Source organism: Sphingomonas sp. LR55, from assembly GCF_036856015.1.
GTDB lineage: Bacteria > Pseudomonadota > Alphaproteobacteria > Sphingomonadales > Sphingomonadaceae > Sphingomonas.
In genome coordinates this window covers 3,944,108-3,960,318 of record NZ_JASPFO010000001.1, presented here as the reverse complement: position 1 = coordinate 3,960,318, position 16,211 = coordinate 3,944,108, and the positions used below count along the sequence as shown (strand labels likewise).

General features: G+C 63.9%; 15 protein-coding genes and 2 pseudogenes. 2 read left to right on the top strand and 15 right to left on the bottom strand.

Translation table 11 applies throughout. The features are described from left to right. Positions 1-294: 294 nt before the first annotated feature. The 13 genes and pseudogenes from QP181_RS19200 to rpsB all read right to left on the bottom strand — a co-directional run bounded on the left by QP181_RS19200 (position 295) and on the right by rpsB (position 12,623). Complete coding sequence (locus QP181_RS19200; protein WP_333929514.1) at positions 295-609, bottom strand: PilZ domain-containing protein; 315 nt, start codon at positions 607-609, stop codon at positions 295-297. 124 nt (positions 610-733) lie between these two features. Continuing rightward, entirely contained in the window at positions 734-964 is a 231-nt protein-coding gene (rpmE, locus tag QP181_RS19195; RefSeq protein WP_055880673.1) for a 50S ribosomal protein L31, read from the bottom strand. 103 nt (positions 965-1,067) lie between these two features. Next, positions 1,068-1,571: a 3-hydroxyacyl-ACP dehydratase FabZ gene (gene fabZ, locus QP181_RS19190; protein ID WP_333929513.1), complete on the bottom strand. Its 504-nt coding sequence runs from the start codon at positions 1,569-1,571 to the stop codon at positions 1,068-1,070. Between the two features lie 9 nt (positions 1,572-1,580). Then, positions 1,581-2,246: an OmpH family outer membrane protein gene (locus QP181_RS19185; RefSeq protein ID WP_333929512.1), complete on the bottom strand. Its 666-nt coding sequence runs from the start codon at positions 2,244-2,246 to the stop codon at positions 1,581-1,583. Continuing rightward, the gene (gene bamA, locus QP181_RS19180; RefSeq protein WP_443027605.1) at positions 2,246-4,996 is read right to left on the bottom strand and encodes an outer membrane protein assembly factor BamA; all 2,751 of its coding nucleotides are present in this window, start codon (positions 4,994-4,996) and stop codon (positions 2,246-2,248) included. Before bamA ends, QP181_RS19185 begins: the two co-directional genes overlap by 1 nt. 65 nt (positions 4,997-5,061) lie before the next feature. Next, positions 5,062-6,195 (bottom strand): RIP metalloprotease RseP, encoded by a 1,134-nt coding sequence (gene rseP, locus QP181_RS19175; RefSeq protein ID WP_132896234.1) that lies wholly within the window; start codon positions 6,193-6,195, stop codon positions 5,062-5,064. Further along, positions 6,192-7,348: pseudogene (locus QP181_RS19170) on the bottom strand (1-deoxy-D-xylulose-5-phosphate reductoisomerase). The gene rseP and the pseudogene QP181_RS19170 overlap by 4 nt, the downstream one beginning before the upstream one ends. Next, positions 7,345-8,100, bottom strand: a complete 756-nt coding sequence (locus tag QP181_RS19165) for a phosphatidate cytidylyltransferase (RefSeq protein ID WP_333929684.1) — start codon at positions 8,098-8,100, stop codon at positions 7,345-7,347. The pseudogene QP181_RS19170 and the gene QP181_RS19165 overlap by 4 nt, the downstream one beginning before the upstream one ends. 181 nt (positions 8,101-8,281) lie before the next feature. Further along, positions 8,282-9,049 (bottom strand): isoprenyl transferase, encoded by a 768-nt coding sequence (locus QP181_RS19160; protein ID WP_333929511.1) that lies wholly within the window; start codon positions 9,047-9,049, stop codon positions 8,282-8,284. Next, a complete protein-coding gene (gene frr / locus QP181_RS19155; RefSeq protein WP_132738138.1) occupies positions 9,046-9,603 on the bottom strand; it encodes a ribosome recycling factor in 558 nt (185 codons plus the stop codon). The genes QP181_RS19160 and frr overlap by 4 nt, the downstream gene beginning before the upstream one ends. A gap of 1 nt (position 9,604) precedes the next feature. Further along, positions 9,605-10,333, bottom strand: a complete 729-nt coding sequence (gene pyrH / locus QP181_RS19150) for a UMP kinase (RefSeq protein ID WP_056066004.1) — start codon at positions 10,331-10,333, stop codon at positions 9,605-9,607. Between the two features lie 413 nt (positions 10,334-10,746). Further along, positions 10,747-11,679 (bottom strand): translation elongation factor Ts, encoded by a 933-nt coding sequence (tsf, locus tag QP181_RS19145; protein ID WP_056055945.1) that lies wholly within the window; start codon positions 11,677-11,679, stop codon positions 10,747-10,749. Between the two features lie 89 nt (positions 11,680-11,768). Then, on the bottom strand, positions 11,769-12,623 hold the full coding sequence (rpsB, locus tag QP181_RS19140) for a 30S ribosomal protein S2 (protein ID WP_333929510.1): 855 nt from the start codon (positions 12,621-12,623) through the stop codon (positions 11,769-11,771). A gap of 325 nt (positions 12,624-12,948) precedes the next feature. On the opposite strand from rpsB, the gene QP181_RS19135 reads away from it, so the two are divergent. Further along, positions 12,949-13,182, top strand: a complete 234-nt coding sequence (locus tag QP181_RS19135) for a hypothetical protein (RefSeq protein ID WP_056489532.1) — start codon at positions 12,949-12,951, stop codon at positions 13,180-13,182. Here QP181_RS19135 and QP181_RS19130 read toward each other — a convergent pair. Beyond that, the gene (locus QP181_RS19130) at positions 13,121-13,972 is read right to left on the bottom strand and encodes a CDP-alcohol phosphatidyltransferase family protein (protein WP_332755423.1); all 852 of its coding nucleotides are present in this window, start codon (positions 13,970-13,972) and stop codon (positions 13,121-13,123) included. The two genes, QP181_RS19135 and QP181_RS19130, sit on opposite strands and share 62 nt — an antisense overlap. Then, positions 13,969-14,697: a phosphatidylserine decarboxylase gene (locus QP181_RS19125; RefSeq protein WP_333929509.1), complete on the bottom strand. Its 729-nt coding sequence runs from the start codon at positions 14,695-14,697 to the stop codon at positions 13,969-13,971. The genes QP181_RS19130 and QP181_RS19125 overlap by 4 nt, the downstream gene beginning before the upstream one ends. A gap of 130 nt (positions 14,698-14,827) precedes the next feature. Here QP181_RS19125 and QP181_RS19120 point away from each other — a divergent pair. Further along, positions 14,828-16,046: pseudogene (locus tag QP181_RS19120) on the top strand (NADP-dependent isocitrate dehydrogenase). The last annotated feature ends 165 nt before the right edge of the window (positions 16,047-16,211 follow it).

The window sequence follows — 16,211 nt, the reverse complement described above, 5'->3', positions numbered from 1 at the left end:
CTCTAAGGCCACCTCGCCATACCGTCAAACACTATTTTACAGTTTGAGGTCGGTTTTCCATTTTTTGGCTCCGGCGCCGCTCTACGGGCTCTCGTTGCCACCTACTCCTGAGACGCTGCTCGCTGTAAGTCATTCCGCGACCGTCGGTTTGGCCCACACCAACTCGAGATTTCGAAATTGCGGGGCTCGTCCGATGCGACGCCGGGGTTGCCGGCGGCCATCATGTCCCGGAGCACAGAGTCGTATTGGTGAAGGTGCCATCGTGCGACTCGGACGTGATCGCTATTAGCGACGCTACGCCGGGTGATCCCGGATTAGCGCATCGAACGCTTCGATCGATAGCGGTTTGCGGAACTTGCAGCCGGCGGTGAAATCGTCCGCCCACATGACTTCGGCAACGATCTGGCCGATCTGCGGCAGGTTGAGCCAGATGCTGGTCCCGCGCTTCAGCGCCGAATAGGTCTGGAGCCGCGCGCCGTTGATCGAGATGTCGACGACCTTGCACAAAGTGCGGCGCGTCTTGCCGATGCTGACGTCCAACGCGACAGGAGCACGGGGAGAACCGCGGCGGCTGGTGCGCTCTGCGGGTTCGAAATCGGCGGCGAACATGGCGTCCTCGTCCTTGCGAGTCCTAAGTCTGGCTTGCAGTCACAAGCCTAGCCGCCGTTACCTAACGTGATCTTAAGAAATGACCCCGGAACGGTTTAGTATCAATCCGTTCCGGGGTTTACACTTACTTACGGAGTGTGAGACCGCCACCGAAACGCTTGTTGAAGCGCGCGACCTGGCCGCCGGTATCGAGCATCGTGCCGCGGCCGCCGGTCCATGCCGGATGCGCGAGCGGGTCGATCTCGAGCGTCATCACATCGCCTTCCTTACCCCAGGTGGTGCGAGTCTGGTACTTGCTGCCATCGGTCATCTGGACGGTGATCATGTGATAATCGGGGTGCGTATCGGCCTTCATGGGAATTCTCCGTATGTGGCTGGTTCCGACCAGCCTGAAAGGAAGGCGCGCCCGTACACGGACGCGCCCGATTTTACAAGAACGCGGGCCTCAAGCCTTAGCCTCAGACTTTAGGCGGGTCGGCGATCATCGCGGTGAAGTTCGCTTCGGCAACCAGTTGCCCGTCGACCAGCGCGCGACCGGCGAACTTGCACACCGCACTGCGCTTCTGGACGAACGTCACTTCGAGTTTCAGCAATACGCCCGGTTCGACCGGCTTGCGAAACTTCGCGCCGTCGATCGCCATGAAATAGACGAGCTTGCCCGAGCCCGCGAGACCCAGCGACTCGACCGCGAGAATCCCCGCGGCCTGTGCCATCGCCTCGACGATCAGCACGCCCGGCATGATTGGACGCCCAGGGAAATGCCCCTGGAAGAACTGCTCGTTCATGGACACCGCCTTGATCGCGGTGATCGACGTGTCGAGGACCAGGCCCTCGACACGATCGACCAGCAGCATCGGGTAGCGATGCGGCAATGCGGCCATGACGCGCCCGATATCGAGCGGACCCAGGCCTTTTGCCGCAGTCAGGCCTTTTGCCTCAGTATCGTTCACGATATCGGTCATCGATGTAGCTTAGCGACCCTGCGGGGTGCGCGTAGCTGCCGGTGCACGACCAACCTGTGCTGGTGCTGCGCCCTGCTGCTGCTGGCCACCCTGCTGGTTCGGCTGCCAGTTCGCCGGGACGGCGGTGCTGACCGACGGCACCAGACGATCGAGCTCGGTGGTGATCGCCGCGGTGATGTCGGCGGTCGGCTGTGCGAACAATGCGGCCTCAGGACGCAGCAACAGGCTGACGTTCTTGGCACGGACGGCAGCCGTCACAGCGTCGCTGAGCTTCGCCTGGATCTGCTCGATCGCATATTGCTGCGCGCGCTGGGCGGGCTGCGTCAGGCGAGCGAGTTCCTGGTTGGCGGCGTTCTCGCGGGTCTGGATCGCCTGAGCCTGCGGACGCAGCGTCGCTTCGGTCGCGCCGGGTGCACGCTGTGCGGTCTGGAACGCGGTAACCAACGGCTGAAGCTCACGGGCAACCGCCTGGCGACGCGTCTCGGCCTGGTCGAGCTGTGCCTTGTAGGTCGTCTCGATCTGGGCACGCGCCGCGTTCCAGGCCTTCGAGTTGGCGATCGCGCCCTGCGCATCGGCGACGGCGATACCCGAAACCTGCGCATCGGCGGCAGTTGCGGTCATGGCAGCCGGCGCGACGAGCGCTGCGGCGAGGAGAAGCGTCTTGAACGTCGTCATCAGAACTGTGTCCCTACGTTGAAAGTAATGAGTTTGGGGTCGTCGCCCTTCTGCTTGAGCAGAGCCCTGGCGAGATCGATACGAAGCGGGCCGAACGGCGAGTTCCAGTTGACGCCGACACCGATCGACAAACGCGGCCGGGCCGAGTTGCCGAGGAAGCTTTCGACAAATGGAGTCTGCTCGGCCTGCGCGCGTGGATTGGCTGTCGTACCGATGCATGAGGTCCCTGCTGCATCGGGCGACCCCGTCGAACACGTCGTGTTCGCCGTTACCGGCGCACCGGACGAGCTGGTGGTCGTATAGGTATAAAGCGGCGCACCCAGAGAATTGACGGCTGGCGTGAAGTTGGACTTCACATATTCCTTGCCGGTGGCCGGATCGACCGCAGTCTCGAATGTCGCGGTCGGCAACGGACGCTTGATCCCGAACAGGCTGCCCATCTGGGCGTAGACCGACGGCCGCAGTCCGAGCTCACGCGCGCCCGAGCCCAACGGAATCTCGATTTCGGCACGCGCCAGATAATAAGCGCGACCACCGAGCGCGTCGTCCTGGATCGAGTTGCGATCGGTCGCGAGGATCTGTGCCGGCGTTCCGTCGCTATATGCTGCGCGCAGGATACGCGGGCCGACGCCGCGGATGTCGAAGCCGCGGAACTGCGGCTCACCAAGATAGAACCGATCGGTGATACGGATCGCATCGATACCAGGCCCGCGGCTCTTCTCGAGCGGATGAATATAGCCACCCTCACCGATCAGCGATCCGATGAAACCGCTACCCAGGTTGACGTACTTCGATCCTTCAAGGCGGGTACGCAGATACTTCACGTCGCCGCCGAGACCGGCAAAGTCCTGGCTGAACGAGAAGCGCGAACCGGCGGTCGGGCGTAGACGGCTGTTCAGCGTATCGCGGCTGACCGAATAGCCGATCGACGAGGTCCAGCGATTGCCGATGGCCTCGCACAGATAGCGCCCTGCAACCAGGAGGTTGCACGAGCCGTCGGCGTTCAGATACTGACTGTCGAGGCTGACTTCGTCATACGACAGACCGTAACGACCCGACAGCGACCAGAATTCGGTCAGCGGCACGCCAGTCCGCAGCTGGAAGCCGGTCGAGACCTGCGAATAGTTGGTCTGGCGATCATTGCCGACATAGTTGAACGAGTTGTAGTCGCGGCGGAAGATGTCGCCGCCGAGCGCGATGTTCTTGTCGAACAGGTACGGCTCGGTGAAGCCCAGCTCGATCGACTTCGAATAGCTCGAATAGTTCACACCGGCGCGCAGCTCCTGGCCCTTGCCGCGGAAATTGCGCTGCGTGATGTTCGCCTGGATGATGAAGCGCTCGAGGCTCGAATAACCCGCCGACAGCTGGAGTTCGCCGGTCGACTTTTCTTCGAGGTTGGTCTCGAGGATCACGCGGTCGGGCGCGGAGCCCGGCAGCTGCTTGATTTCCATCTTGTCCGCGAAATAGCCGAGCGAGTTGATGCGATCCTGCGAACGCTTCACCTGGAAGCTGTTGAACGCATCGCCCTCGGCCAGACGGATCTCGCGCCGGACGACCTTGTCCTGCGTCTGCGTGTTGCCGTTGATCTCGATCCGCTCGACATACGTCCGCTTGGCTTCGGCGATGTTGAAGTTGATCCCCATCGTCAGCGTTTCGGCGTCCTTCTGGAACTCCGGGTTCACCTCGGTGAACGCATAGCCGAACAAGCCCGCGGTCTGGGACAGGTTGTCGACCGAATCCTCGACGAGCTTGGCGTTGTACCAGTCGCCCTTCTTCAGCGGCAGCGTGGCCGCAAGCTTGGTGTTGTCGAAGTCGCGGATCTGGCTGTCGACGGTCACGTCGCCGAACTTGTAGCGCTTGCCCTCCTCCACCACGTACGTGATGATGAAGTCCTTCTTGTCCGGCGTCAGTTCCGCTACCGCCGAGGTCACGCGGAAATCGGCATAGCCCTGCGTCAGGTAGAACTGGCGCAGCTTCTGCTGATCGTAGCTTAGACGATCCTGATCGTAGCTGGTCGCCGACGACAGCAGGCGGAACAGCCGCGACTGCTTGGTCGCCATCTGGCCGCGAATCTGATCGTCCGAGAACACCTCGTTGCCGAGGATGTTGATCTGGCGGACCTTCGACTTCGGGCCTTCGCTGACCTCAAACACCACGTCGACGCGGTTCTGGTCGAGGTTGACCATCTTCGGATCGATCACCGCGGCGAAACGGCCCTGGCGGCGATACAGTTCGATGATCCGCGAAATATCCTGACGGACCGCGGTGCGCGTGAAGATCTGGCGCGGTGCGAGCTTGATCTCTTTGGTGATCTTGTCGGTCTTGAGCGCCTTGTTGCCCTCGATGATCACCCGGTTGATGATCGGGTTTTCGCGGACGCGCAGCACGATGTTGCCCGTCTCGACGCCGGCGATCGAGTAGTCCGCGAACAGGTCGCTCGCCTGCAGGTCCTTCAGCGCCTGATCGAGCGTTTCCGCGGTGTACGGAATACCGATGCGCAGCTTGGTGTAGCTCAGCACCGTCTCGGCCTCGATCCGCTGTGATCCCTCGACTCGCAAAGTCTTGATCGTGCCGGCGGATACCGGAGCCGCGACGGGCGTTACACTATTGACCGCCCCCGTGACGGGATTGCGGACCGGAGCCGGGGTGGTCGTCGCGACCGGTGCGGTCTGCGCGAACGCGGGCGCGCCGGACAGGATCGTGCCTGCGAGAAGCAGGGCGCCCTTCCGCGCGAAATCGTAACCGTTGATCGCTGTCACCAAACCCACCCCAAAAACGTGCACATACAAGGCGCGCCCGCCCTGCCCTATCGTCGTCAGCCGATCAAGCCGGCCAGATTTTTCCACAGCCCGAAATTGCCGAGATCGTTGAACGTCACCAGCAACATCAGCGCAAGAATTGCCGCGAGGCCGCCTCGAAACGCCCATTCCTGAACCTGCGGCTCGACCGGGCGCCTGCGCACCGCTTCGATCGCATAAAAGAACAGGTGACCGCCATCGAGCATCGGCACTGGCAGCAGATTGATGAACCCCAGATTGATCGAGACCAGGGCGATCAAGAAGACATACGCGTCGAGCCCGAGCGACATCTGCTCGCCCGACACCTTGGCGATGCTGAGCGGCCCGCCGAGTTCCTTGACCGAGCGGCGCCCGGTGATGACCTGGCTCAGCGTCTCGACCATCATCGAGACGATCTCGCCAGTGCGCTTCACCGCGATCACCGGCGCTTCGATCAGGCTGACGGGAACGATCACGGGCTTGCTGCCGGCGATGCCGAGGCGGCCGATCTTGTATTCGTTGCCGAAGCGATCGCGCTGCAATTCGGTGCCGATCACGAGATCGCGCGATACCGTCTGGCCACCGCGCACAGCGTCGATCTGCGTACGCTCGCCGGCGCGGATGCGGGCGAAGCGGGCGAGATCGTCGAACGTCTCGACCGATCGTCCGCCGATCGCGGTGATCCGGTCGCCGACCTGCAGGCCAGCAGCCGCGGCCGGACTGCCGGGCATCGTGCCACCGACGACGGGCGGCATGCGGATGTCGCCGTAAGCAAACGCGAAACCAGCGAGGATCAGGATCGCGACGACGAAATTGACGACCGGTCCGGCTGCGACGACGATCGCGCGCTGCCATACCGGCTTCGACTGGAAGGTACGCTGGCGTTCTTCGGCGGGTAGCGACAGCCATTCGGCCGAAGGCTGGCTCGCCGGGTTCATGTCGCCCGCGAACTTCACATAGCCGCCGAGCGGTAACCAGCCGAACTTCCAGCGGGTGCCCCGGCTGTCGGTGAACCCGGCGACCTCGCGGCCGAAGCCGATCGCGAAGGCATCCGCCTTGATGCCGAAAAAGCGTCCGGCGAGGTAATGTCCCATCTCGTGCACGAACACGAGCGGCCCGATCACCAGGACGAACGACAATATGGTCAGCAGGATACCCGGCGTTTCGATCAAACCACGCAATCCTCTACACGCTTGCCCGCCAGGATCCGCGCCTCGGCGTCGATCGCCAGCACGGCATCGACGCTGTCCGGTGCGGCCGGGTTATAGCGCATTAGCGTATCCTCTACGATTGCGGCAATTTCGAGGAAACAAATCCGGCGCTTGAGGAAGGCTTCGACCGCGACTTCGTTGGCGGCGTTGAGGATTGCCGGCCGCGCCCCGCCCGCATCCAACGCTTCGCGCGCGAGTCGCAAGGCCGGGAAACGCACCGGATCGGGCGCCTCGAAGTCGAGTCGGCCGATTCCGACCAGGTCTAGCGGGGCCATCGGCGTCGCCATCCGGTCGGGCCATGCGAGCGTATGCGCGATCGGCGTCCGCATGTCGGGGGCCCGAGCTGCGCGAGAACCGAGCCGTCGACATAATCGACGAGGCTGTGGACCACCGATTGCGGGTGGATGACGATCTCGATCCGGTCGTGCGGGATCGGAAACAACCGGGCGGCCTCGATCAGTTCGAGGCCCTTGTTCATGCAGGTCGCCGAATCGACCGAAATCTTTGCGCCCATCGACCAGTTGGGGTGCTTGACCGCCTGTTCGAGCGTCACGCCGCGCATCTGTTCAGTGGTCCAATCGCGGAACGGCCCGCCGCTGCACGTCAGGATGATCCGCCGCACGCGCTCGGGCCGAGTCGCGTCGAAGCACTGGAAGATCGCGTTGTGTTCGGAATCGGCAGGCAACAACGTCGCGCCGGTGCGCTTGGCCGCGGCGAGGATCACGTCGCCGGCCGAAACCAGAGGCTCCTTGTTGGCGATCACGACGGTACCGCCCTGCTCGATCGCCGCCATCACCGGCTTCAGGCCAGCACAGCCGACGATCGCGCCCATCGTCCAGTCCGCACCCGACGCAGCCGCCTCGGCAATCGCATCGGCACCACCGCCTGCGCGGATGCCGGTGCCCGCCAGCGCCTCGCGCAATTCGGGGAGGCAGCCCTCGTCCGCGACGACGGCGAGCTCGGCCTTGGTCCGGATCGCGGCCGCCGCCAGCTTGGTCACATCGCAGTTCGCGGTCAGTGCGACGACACGGAAGCGATCGGGCTCACGCTCGATCAGGTCGAGCGTCGAGGTGCCGACCGAGCCGGTCGCGCCCAGGATCGTGACGGTCTTCATGCGTAAAAATGCGGCAGCAGGACGAGGAACGCGGCGACCGGGGCGACTGGCACGAGCCCGTCGAGGCGATCCATCACGCCGCCATGGCCGGGCAGGATGTTGCCGCTGTCCTTCACGCCTGCCACTCTCTTCAACCAACTCTCATAAAGATCGCCCATCTGCGCGAGCACGGCGAGCACCGGCGTCGCCAGCGTCATCCGCATCGGCAGGCCGTATTGCGTGTGCAGCACCGCCGCGACAGCGCTCGCCAGCACGACGCCACCGATCAGCCCCGACCATGTCTTGTTCGGGCTGATCACCGGCGCGAGCTTGGGCCCGCCCAGCGTCCGCCCGGTAAAGAACGCGCCGATATCGCACGCCCACACCAGCGACAGCGCCCACAGCGTGAAGAGGATACCCTCGTCCTGCCGCCGGATGATCATCAACGCGAGTACCGGAAGGCCGCAATAGAGGATGCCGAGCGCGAGCGGTGGCTTGCGCGTGGTGATGACGACGAAGAACGCCGCGCCCGCGAGCAGGCCCAGCGTGAAGAAATCGTGGATCACCAAGATCAGCGACGCGGGCGCCATCAGCGCGAGCGGCACCGACAGCGCGAACTGCGTCATCCGCTTGGTCTTGGCGTCGGCGCCTTGCAGCATCGACCATTCCGCCATCATGAACAGCGCCGCGACCACGCCGAGCACCCAGAACGCGATCCCGCCAAGCGTCAGCGCGATGCTGGCGACGGCAATCATCGCGACGCTGGCGATCATGCGGAGTTTCAGATTGGACGGCGTTCGCAGCACTTGGTCGGGCGCGTTCGCCGGGTCTGGCAGGGTCGTCAAAAGGCCACTCCAAACCTACAAATGTTCCCTCGCGAAGGCGGGAGTCCAGGGTGACGCACGCTCGCGCCCCCGGCTCCTGGGCCCCCGCGTTCGCGAGGGAACAGGAAATTCACAGACCACCGTAGCGGCGTTGACGCTGCCCGAACGCCGCTACCGCATCGGCAAGCGCGGCCGCATCGAAATCGGGCCAGAGCGTGTCGACGAACAGCAGTTCCGCATACGCCGCCTGCCACAACAGGAAGTTCGACAGGCGCTGTTCACCCGACGTCCGGATCATCAGGTCGAGCGGCGGCAGGTCGTGCGTGTCGAGTTCGGCCTCGATCGTGCCGACGTCGATGCTGGCAGGATCGAGCGCACCATCACGGGCACGCTCGGCAAGGCGACGTGCCGCACCAACTAGTTCGGCATGCGCGCCGTAATTGAGTGCGATCGCTAGGATCGGACCGGTATTGCCCGCAGTCCGCGCGATGGCGTCATCGACCATCGCCACCAGATCGGGCGAAAAGCTGTGATAATCGCCGATCACGCGCAACCGAACGTTCTCGCGCGCGAGTTCGTCGAGGTCGCTGCGGATGAAATGCCGCAGCAGCCCCATCAGGTCGCTGACCTCTTCGGCCGGACGCCGCCAGTTCTCGGACGAGAACGCATACAGCGTCAGCGCCTCGATCCCCATCGTCCGCGCGGCTCGCGTCACCTTGCGCACCGCCTCGACGCCGGCCTTGTGCCCGGCGAAGCGTGGCAGGAACCGCTTCTTCGCCCAGCGGCCGTTGCCGTCCATGATGATCGCGACATGACGCGGCACCGCCCCGCCCGAGGGGACGGCGACGAGCGGCGCGGCGGAGGTAGCCCCCGCCGAAGCGGCGCCGAACGCCCTCACTTGCCCAGGATTTCCTTTTCCTTGGCGGTCGCGGTCGCATCGAGCTCGGCGATGATGCTGTCGGTCAGCTTCTGGACTTCGGTCTCGTGACGCTTGCGCTCGTCCTCGCCGAACACGCCCTTCTTCTCGTCGACCTTCAGCGAATCCATGCCGTCGCGACGCACGTTCCGCACCGCGATCCGCGCCTTCTCGGCATACTGGCCGGAAAGCTTGGCGAGCTCCTTGCGGCGCTCCTCGGTCAGATCCGGGATCGGCAGGCGCAGCGTCTGGCCGTCGACGATCGGGTTGAGCCCGAGGCCGGCCGAGCGGATCGCCTTGTCGGTCGGGCCGACGTTCGACTTGTCCCAGACCTGCACCGACAGCATCCGCGGCTCGGGCGCCGACACGGTCGCGACCTGGTTCAGCGGCATCGACGATCCGTACACCGTCACCATCACCGGATCGAGCAACGCAGTCGACGCGCGACCCGTGCGCAGGCCGGCGAGATCGCTCTTCAGCGCTTCGACGGCACCCGCCATGCGGCGTTCCAGGTCGGTCTTGTCGTATGCGGCCATCTTAAAGCTCCTGCTCGTTCTGGACGATCGTCGACACGCCATCACCCGCCAGCACCGCGGCGAGATTGCCGGGTTCGCGGATGTTGAAGACGACGATCGGGATGTTGTTGTCACGGCAGAGCGCGATCGCGCTCGCGTCCATGACCTTGAGGTCGTCGGACAGCACGCGGCTATACGTGACCGTTTCGTAGCGCACTGCGTCCGGGTGCGTCTTCGGGTCGGCGTTGTACACGCCGTCGACCGAAGTGCCCTTGAACAGCGCATCGCACTTCATCTCGGCAGCACGCAAAGCGGCGCCCGAATCGGTGGTGAAATAAGGGCTGCCGACGCCCGCCGCGAAGATCACGACGCGACCCTTCTCCAAGTGACGCTCGGCGCGGCGGCGGATGAACGGCTCGCAGACCGATGCCATCGGGATCGCCGACTGGACGCGCGTGTCGACGCCGATCTGCTCGAGCGCGTTCTGCACCGCGAGTGCGTTCATCACGGTCGCGAGCATGCCCATGTAATCGCCGGTCGCCCGGTCCATGCCGCGTGCCGCGCCCGCCATACCGCGGAAGATGTTGCCACCGCCGACGACGATGCAGATCTCGTAGCCCTTGGCCTTGATGTCCGCGATCTCCTGCGCGACGCGCGCGGTGACGGTCGGATCGATCGAAAGGCCCGACGGCCCCATCAGGACTTCGCCCGACAGTTTCAGCAGGATACGGTTGTAGCGCGGAGGCGTCATAAATCTCGAATTGTGATTGGCGGGGCGGCGCGGACCTTAGGCGGCGAGGCCCGGGATGTGAAGCGCTGTGCGGCGCGTGCATCGATTCTGGGTGGAGATGAGACGGAAAATCGTCGTTCGCAGAAGCGCGCAACGGAGAACGATCGTCATTCCCGCGGAGGCGGGAACCCATACTGGCTAGCGTCTCGGTAGACCACCGGGTCCGGAATGTATGGATCCCCGCCTGCGCGGGGATGACGGAGCAGCACCAAGGCTGCCCCGCGATCCTTCTCCCCTCGGGGAGAAGGTGGCCCGGCAGGGCCGGATGAGGGGGCGTGAGGTTCGAGACCTCGCCACTCCCCTCACCCTTCCCACTCGACAAGAGCCGAGCGGGCCCCTTCCCTCTCCGCGGAGGGGCGAGGGAGGAAGTAGGCTTATGCCTGGGGCACGCCCGATGCAGCAGCAACCTCTGCTGCGAAGTCGGACTGCTCCTTCTCAATGCCTTCGCCGAGCTGGAAGCGGACATAGTCCACCAGCTTGATCTCGGCGCCTGCATCCTTGCCGGCCTTGGCGACGACGTCGGAGATCTTGGTCTTGCCGTCCATTACGAACAGCTGGCTGACCAGGGCATGCTCCTTGCGGTACTTGGCGATGCCGCCCTCGACCATCTTGGCGATGATGTCGGCAGGCTTGCCCGACTCGGCGGCCTTCTCGGTCGCGATCGCGCGCTCGCGCTCGATCTCGGACTCGTCGAGGTCGGCTTCGTTCAGCGCCTTCGGGAAAGCCGCTGCGATGTGCATCGCGAGCTGCTTGCCGAGTGCCTGAAGAACCTCGTCCGAAGCCTCCGACTCAAGCGCGACGAGCACGCCGATCTTGCCGAGGCCGGGGGCCGCTGCATTGTGGATGTACGGAACGACCGCACCCTTGCTGACTTCCAGCGTGCGCGAGCGGCGCAGCGACTGGTTCTCGCCGATCGTCGCGACGTTGTTCGTCAGGACTTCCTCGACGGTCTTGCCCGATGGCATCGCCTGCGACTTCAGCGCCTCGATGTCGCCGCCGGTTGCGAGCGCGATCTGCGTCACGTCACGGACGAACGACTGGAACTGGTCGTTCTTCGCGACGAAATCGGTCTCCGAATTGACTTCGACCGCTGCGCCCTTGGTGCCCGACACGGCGACGCCGACCAGGCCCTCGGCCGCGGTACGGCTGGACTTCTTGGCGGCGGCTGCGAGCCCCTTGGTGCGCAGCCAATCCATCGCCTGCTCCATGTCGCCGGCGTTCTCGCTCAGCGCCTTCTTGCAATCCATCATGCCCGCGCCGCTCTTCTCGCGCAGATCCTTGACCATCGCTGCCGTGATATCGGCCATGTCTCTAATCCCTTTTTGGTCTGAATATGGTTGCGGGCGAGGCAGAGCTTTCGCCCTACCCCGCCCGCATGACGGTTCGGCGACGACGCTTATGCGTCGATCTGGCGCTCACCCTCGGCTGCGAATTCTGCAGCGGTATCGGCATTCGCGGTTGCCTGTGCCGTGTCAGCCGTAGCTTCGACGGTCGGCTCTGCGCTCAGTGCCTCTTCCTTCGGCGGCTCGATCATCGCGCCGATGTCGGCACCGGTGCGGCGCTGCTGCTCCTGGCCGCCGCGCGTCGCTGCGATCGCGATCGCCTCGCAGTACAGGCGGATGGCGCGAGCTGCGTCGTCGTTCGCGGGAACCGGGAAGGCGATGCCGTCCGGCGACACGTTCGAATCGAGGATCGCGACGACGGGAATACCCAGCGTGTTCGCTTCCTTGATCGCCAGCTCTTCCTTGTTCGCGTCGATCACGAACATCACGTCGGGAATGCCGCCCATGTCGCGGATGCCGCCGAGCGAAAGCTCGAGCTTGTCCTTCTCGCGGGTGAGCTGAAGGACTTCCTTCTTGGTCAGGCCGACGGTGTCGCCCGACAGCATTTCCTCGAGCGTCTTGAGACGCTTGATCGAACCCGAGATGGTCTTCCAGTTGGTGAGCATGCCGCCCAACCAGCGATGGTTGACGAAGTGCTGGCCCGAACGACGCGCTGCGTCTGCGACGGGCTCCTGCGCCTGGCGCTTGGTGCCGACGAACAGGACCTTGCCACCACCGGCAACGGCCGACGAGACGAATTCGAGCGCGCGCGCGAACAGCGGGACGGTCTGCGAAAGGTCGAGGATGTGGACGCCGTTACGATCACCGAAGATGTAAGGCTTCATCTTGGGGTTCCACCGATGAGTCTGGTGGCCGAAATGCGCGCCCGTTTCGATGAGCTGCTGCATGGAGACGACTGGAGCCGCCATAGGGATATATCCTTCCGGTTGTGCCTCTGGGAAGCGGATGACGTCGTGGCCGAATGACCGTGACGCACCGGGCTATGATGCCTCCCATGCGGGGTTAGAGGCGCGGCCCTTAGCGTGGCTCTATTCGAAAAGCAATCGCACAAGGCCCGCTTGACTCATGGAACGCAATGAGAACATAAAGGGCTCAGAGGGGAACAGATGTTCGACTCGGCGCGGAATCACCCCGGCATGACGGGATTCGAAATGCGACGAGTGGAACGATGTTTCTGACCAAGTGTTTGCGGATATTAGGAATTTGTTCGCAACTCATAGGAAGGCGGACGTGATGTTGGTTCTGAGCTTCATGGTTTTTGCTGGTGCATTCGCGGTCGCGGGCATGATGATCGTCTCGTCGATCGCGCCGCAGTGGGACCGTATCGTCCGTCTCGCGATGGGTAACGTCGAACCCGCGTTCCAGCCGCTCCGCACGCTGGCCGTTGCGGAGCGCCGGATTGCGGTCAGGCGCTGGGCTTCGACGTCGGCTCCGGTGCCCGCCCGCCGCTGGAACGCTGCCGCCTGATCTTGGCGTAGCTCGCGATGCTGAACGGCATCGAAAGCAGGTACAGCACGCAGATGATGCTGAGCGTATGCCACGGCGCGCTCACGATAGCGGCGCCAAGCAACACGACGAGGGCAATCGCTTCGAACCGGATGTTGCTGCGGAGCTTGACCGAACTCCACGAATAGGTCGCGATACTCGACACCATCAGCAGTGCGACGAACGCGACCCAAGGCGCCACGAAATAGGGCGACGCGAATTTCGGCTCGTCGGTCCAGAACCAGAAGAACATCGGCATCAAAGCTAGGCCCGCGCCGGCAGGAGCCGGAACCCCGGTAAGGAAACCGGCGGACTTATGCGGCTGGTGGCTCTCGTCGATCTTGGCATTAAAGCGGGCTAGCCGCAGCGCACAGAACACGGCGAGGATCAGCGAACAGATCCAGCCGACACGCGGCAGCGCGGCCAGCGACCAGAGATAGACGATCAGCGCAGGCGCGACGCCGAAAGAGATCGCGTCGGACAAAGAGTCGAGCTCCGCACCGAACCGGCTTTCGCCATGGAGCATCCGGGCGATGCGGCCGTCGAGCCCGTCGAGCACGCCGGCAACCATGATCATCGCGACGGCGCTTTGCCATTCGCCGCCGATCGCAAATCGCACGCCGCTAAGGCCTGAGCACAACGCCAGTGCGGTTACGGCATTGGGCGCGACCGCACGCAGCGGAAGACCGCGCGGCGCACGGCGGGTGCGACCGAACTTTCCGCGACCGCGTGCGTCGGTCGAACCGTCATCGATCTCGTCGCGGTCGATCATTGCGCGACACCACCGACCGGAACGCCACCGACGCGACCCAGCACGGTCTCGCCTGCAATGCTGCGCTGACCGAGGCAGACCTGCGGTACGACATGATCGGGCAGGTACACGTCGACGCGGCTGCCGAACCGGATCAGCCCGATGCGCTGGCCGGCCGCGACCATGTCGCCGGCCTTCACGAAGCCGAGGATACGACGCGCGACGAGGCCCGCGATCTGCGTAAAGCCGACCCGCATGCCGTGACGATCTTCAACGACAAAATGCTGACGCTCGTTTTCGTCGCTGGCCTTGTCGAGGTCGGCGTTAAGAAACTTGCCCGAGATATAAACGACTTGGCGGATGGTCCCGGCGATCGGCGTGCGATTGATGTGCACGTCGAACACCGACATGAAGATCGACACGCGGACCAGCGGCGCATCGCCAAGGCCATTCTCACCGGCGAGTTCGCGCGGGATCGGCACGCGCTGGATCATCGTGATCAGCCCATCAGCCGGCGCGACGATCAGGCCTTCACCCTGAGGGGTCGTGCGGATCGGATCGCGAAAGAACGTCGCGACCCAGATCACGACGCCGACCATCGGCCAGAACAGCACGTGGCTGACAATCGTCAGCAGCAGCGTGATGCCGGTCGCGATCGCGACGTATTTGTGGCCTTCCGGATGGACTGTGGGAAATCGCCATTTGACCGTGGAGGTCGTGACGGGCGGCTTGTCGAGCGATGCCATAACCCGCGGGTCTATCCGTGCAGGACGCGCGATACAACGATGAACCGGCTTTTCCTTACAGGACCAGTGGTTGATCGCCGCGGCGTGCTCCCCTAGACGCTCCCCAAACCCCTCCCCGAAGGACCCGGATATGGCGAAGATCAAGGTAAAGAATCCGATCGTGGAGATCGATGGCGACGAGATGACCCGGATCATCTGGGAATGGATCCGCGAGCGCCTGATCAAGCCGTATCTCGATATCGAGCTCGATTATTATGACCTCGGCGTCGAGCATCGCGATGCGACCGACGACCAAGTCACGATCGACAGCGCGCTCGCCACGCAGAAGCACGGCGTCGCGGTGAAGTGCGCGACGATCACGCCCGACGAGCAGCGCGTGACCGAGTTCGGCCTGAAGAAGATGTGGAAGTCGCCGAACGGCACGATCCGCAACATTCTCGGCGGCACCATCTTCCGCGAGCCGATCGTGATCAAGAACGTCCCCCGCCTGATCCCGGGCTGGACGCATCCGATCGTCGTCGGCCGTCACGCATTCGGCGATCAGTACCGCGCGACCGACTATCTGGTCCCCGGTCCGGGCAAGCTGCGTCTCGTGTTCGAAGGCGACGACGGCACGGTCATCGACCGCGAGGTGTTCCAGTTCCCGTCGGCGGGCGTCGCGATGGCGATGTACAACCTCGACGATTCGATCCGCGATTTCGCGCGCGTCGATGCATTACGGCCTCAACCTGAAGTGGCCGGTGTATCTGTCGACCAAGAACACGATCCTCAAGGCCTATGACGGCCGCTTCAAGGACCTGTTCGCCGAGGTGTTCGAGGCCGAGTTCAAGGACAAGTTCAAGGAAGCGGGCATCGTCTACGAGCATCGCCTGATCGACGACATGGTCGCATCGGCGCTGAAGTGGAACGGCGAGTTCGTCTGGGCCTGCAAGAACTATGACGGCGACGTCCAGTCGGACCAGGTCGCACAGGGCTTCGGGTCGCTCGGTCTGATGACTTCGATCCTGCTGACCCCGGACGGCAAGACGGTCGAGGCCGAGGCGGCGCACGGCACCGTCACGCGTCACTTCCGCATGCACGAGCAGGGCAAGGCAACCTCGACCAACCCGATCGCGTCGATCTTCGCGTGGACCGGTGGCCTGAAGTATCGCGGCAAGTTCGATGATACGCCCGACGTCACCAAGTTCGCCGAGACGCTCGAGCGCGTCTGCGTGAAGACGGTGGAAGACGGCCATATGACCAAGGATCTCGCGATCCTGATCGGCCCGGATCAGCCCTGGATGACGACCGAGCAGTTCTTCGAGCAGGTGCGCGCTAACCTCGAAACCGAAATGGCCAACTGGGCCTGATCGCACTGCCCCGCTCCCCCTGAAGGGAGCGGGGCCTTATCCCTCCCGTCATCCTGACGAAAGTCAGGACCCAGGGTTACAGACGCTGACGTTTTTGGCTCTGGATCCTGACTTTGGTCAGGTGACGGAGGGAAATACACCTCTTTCCGCTGCCGATTGCGGCAG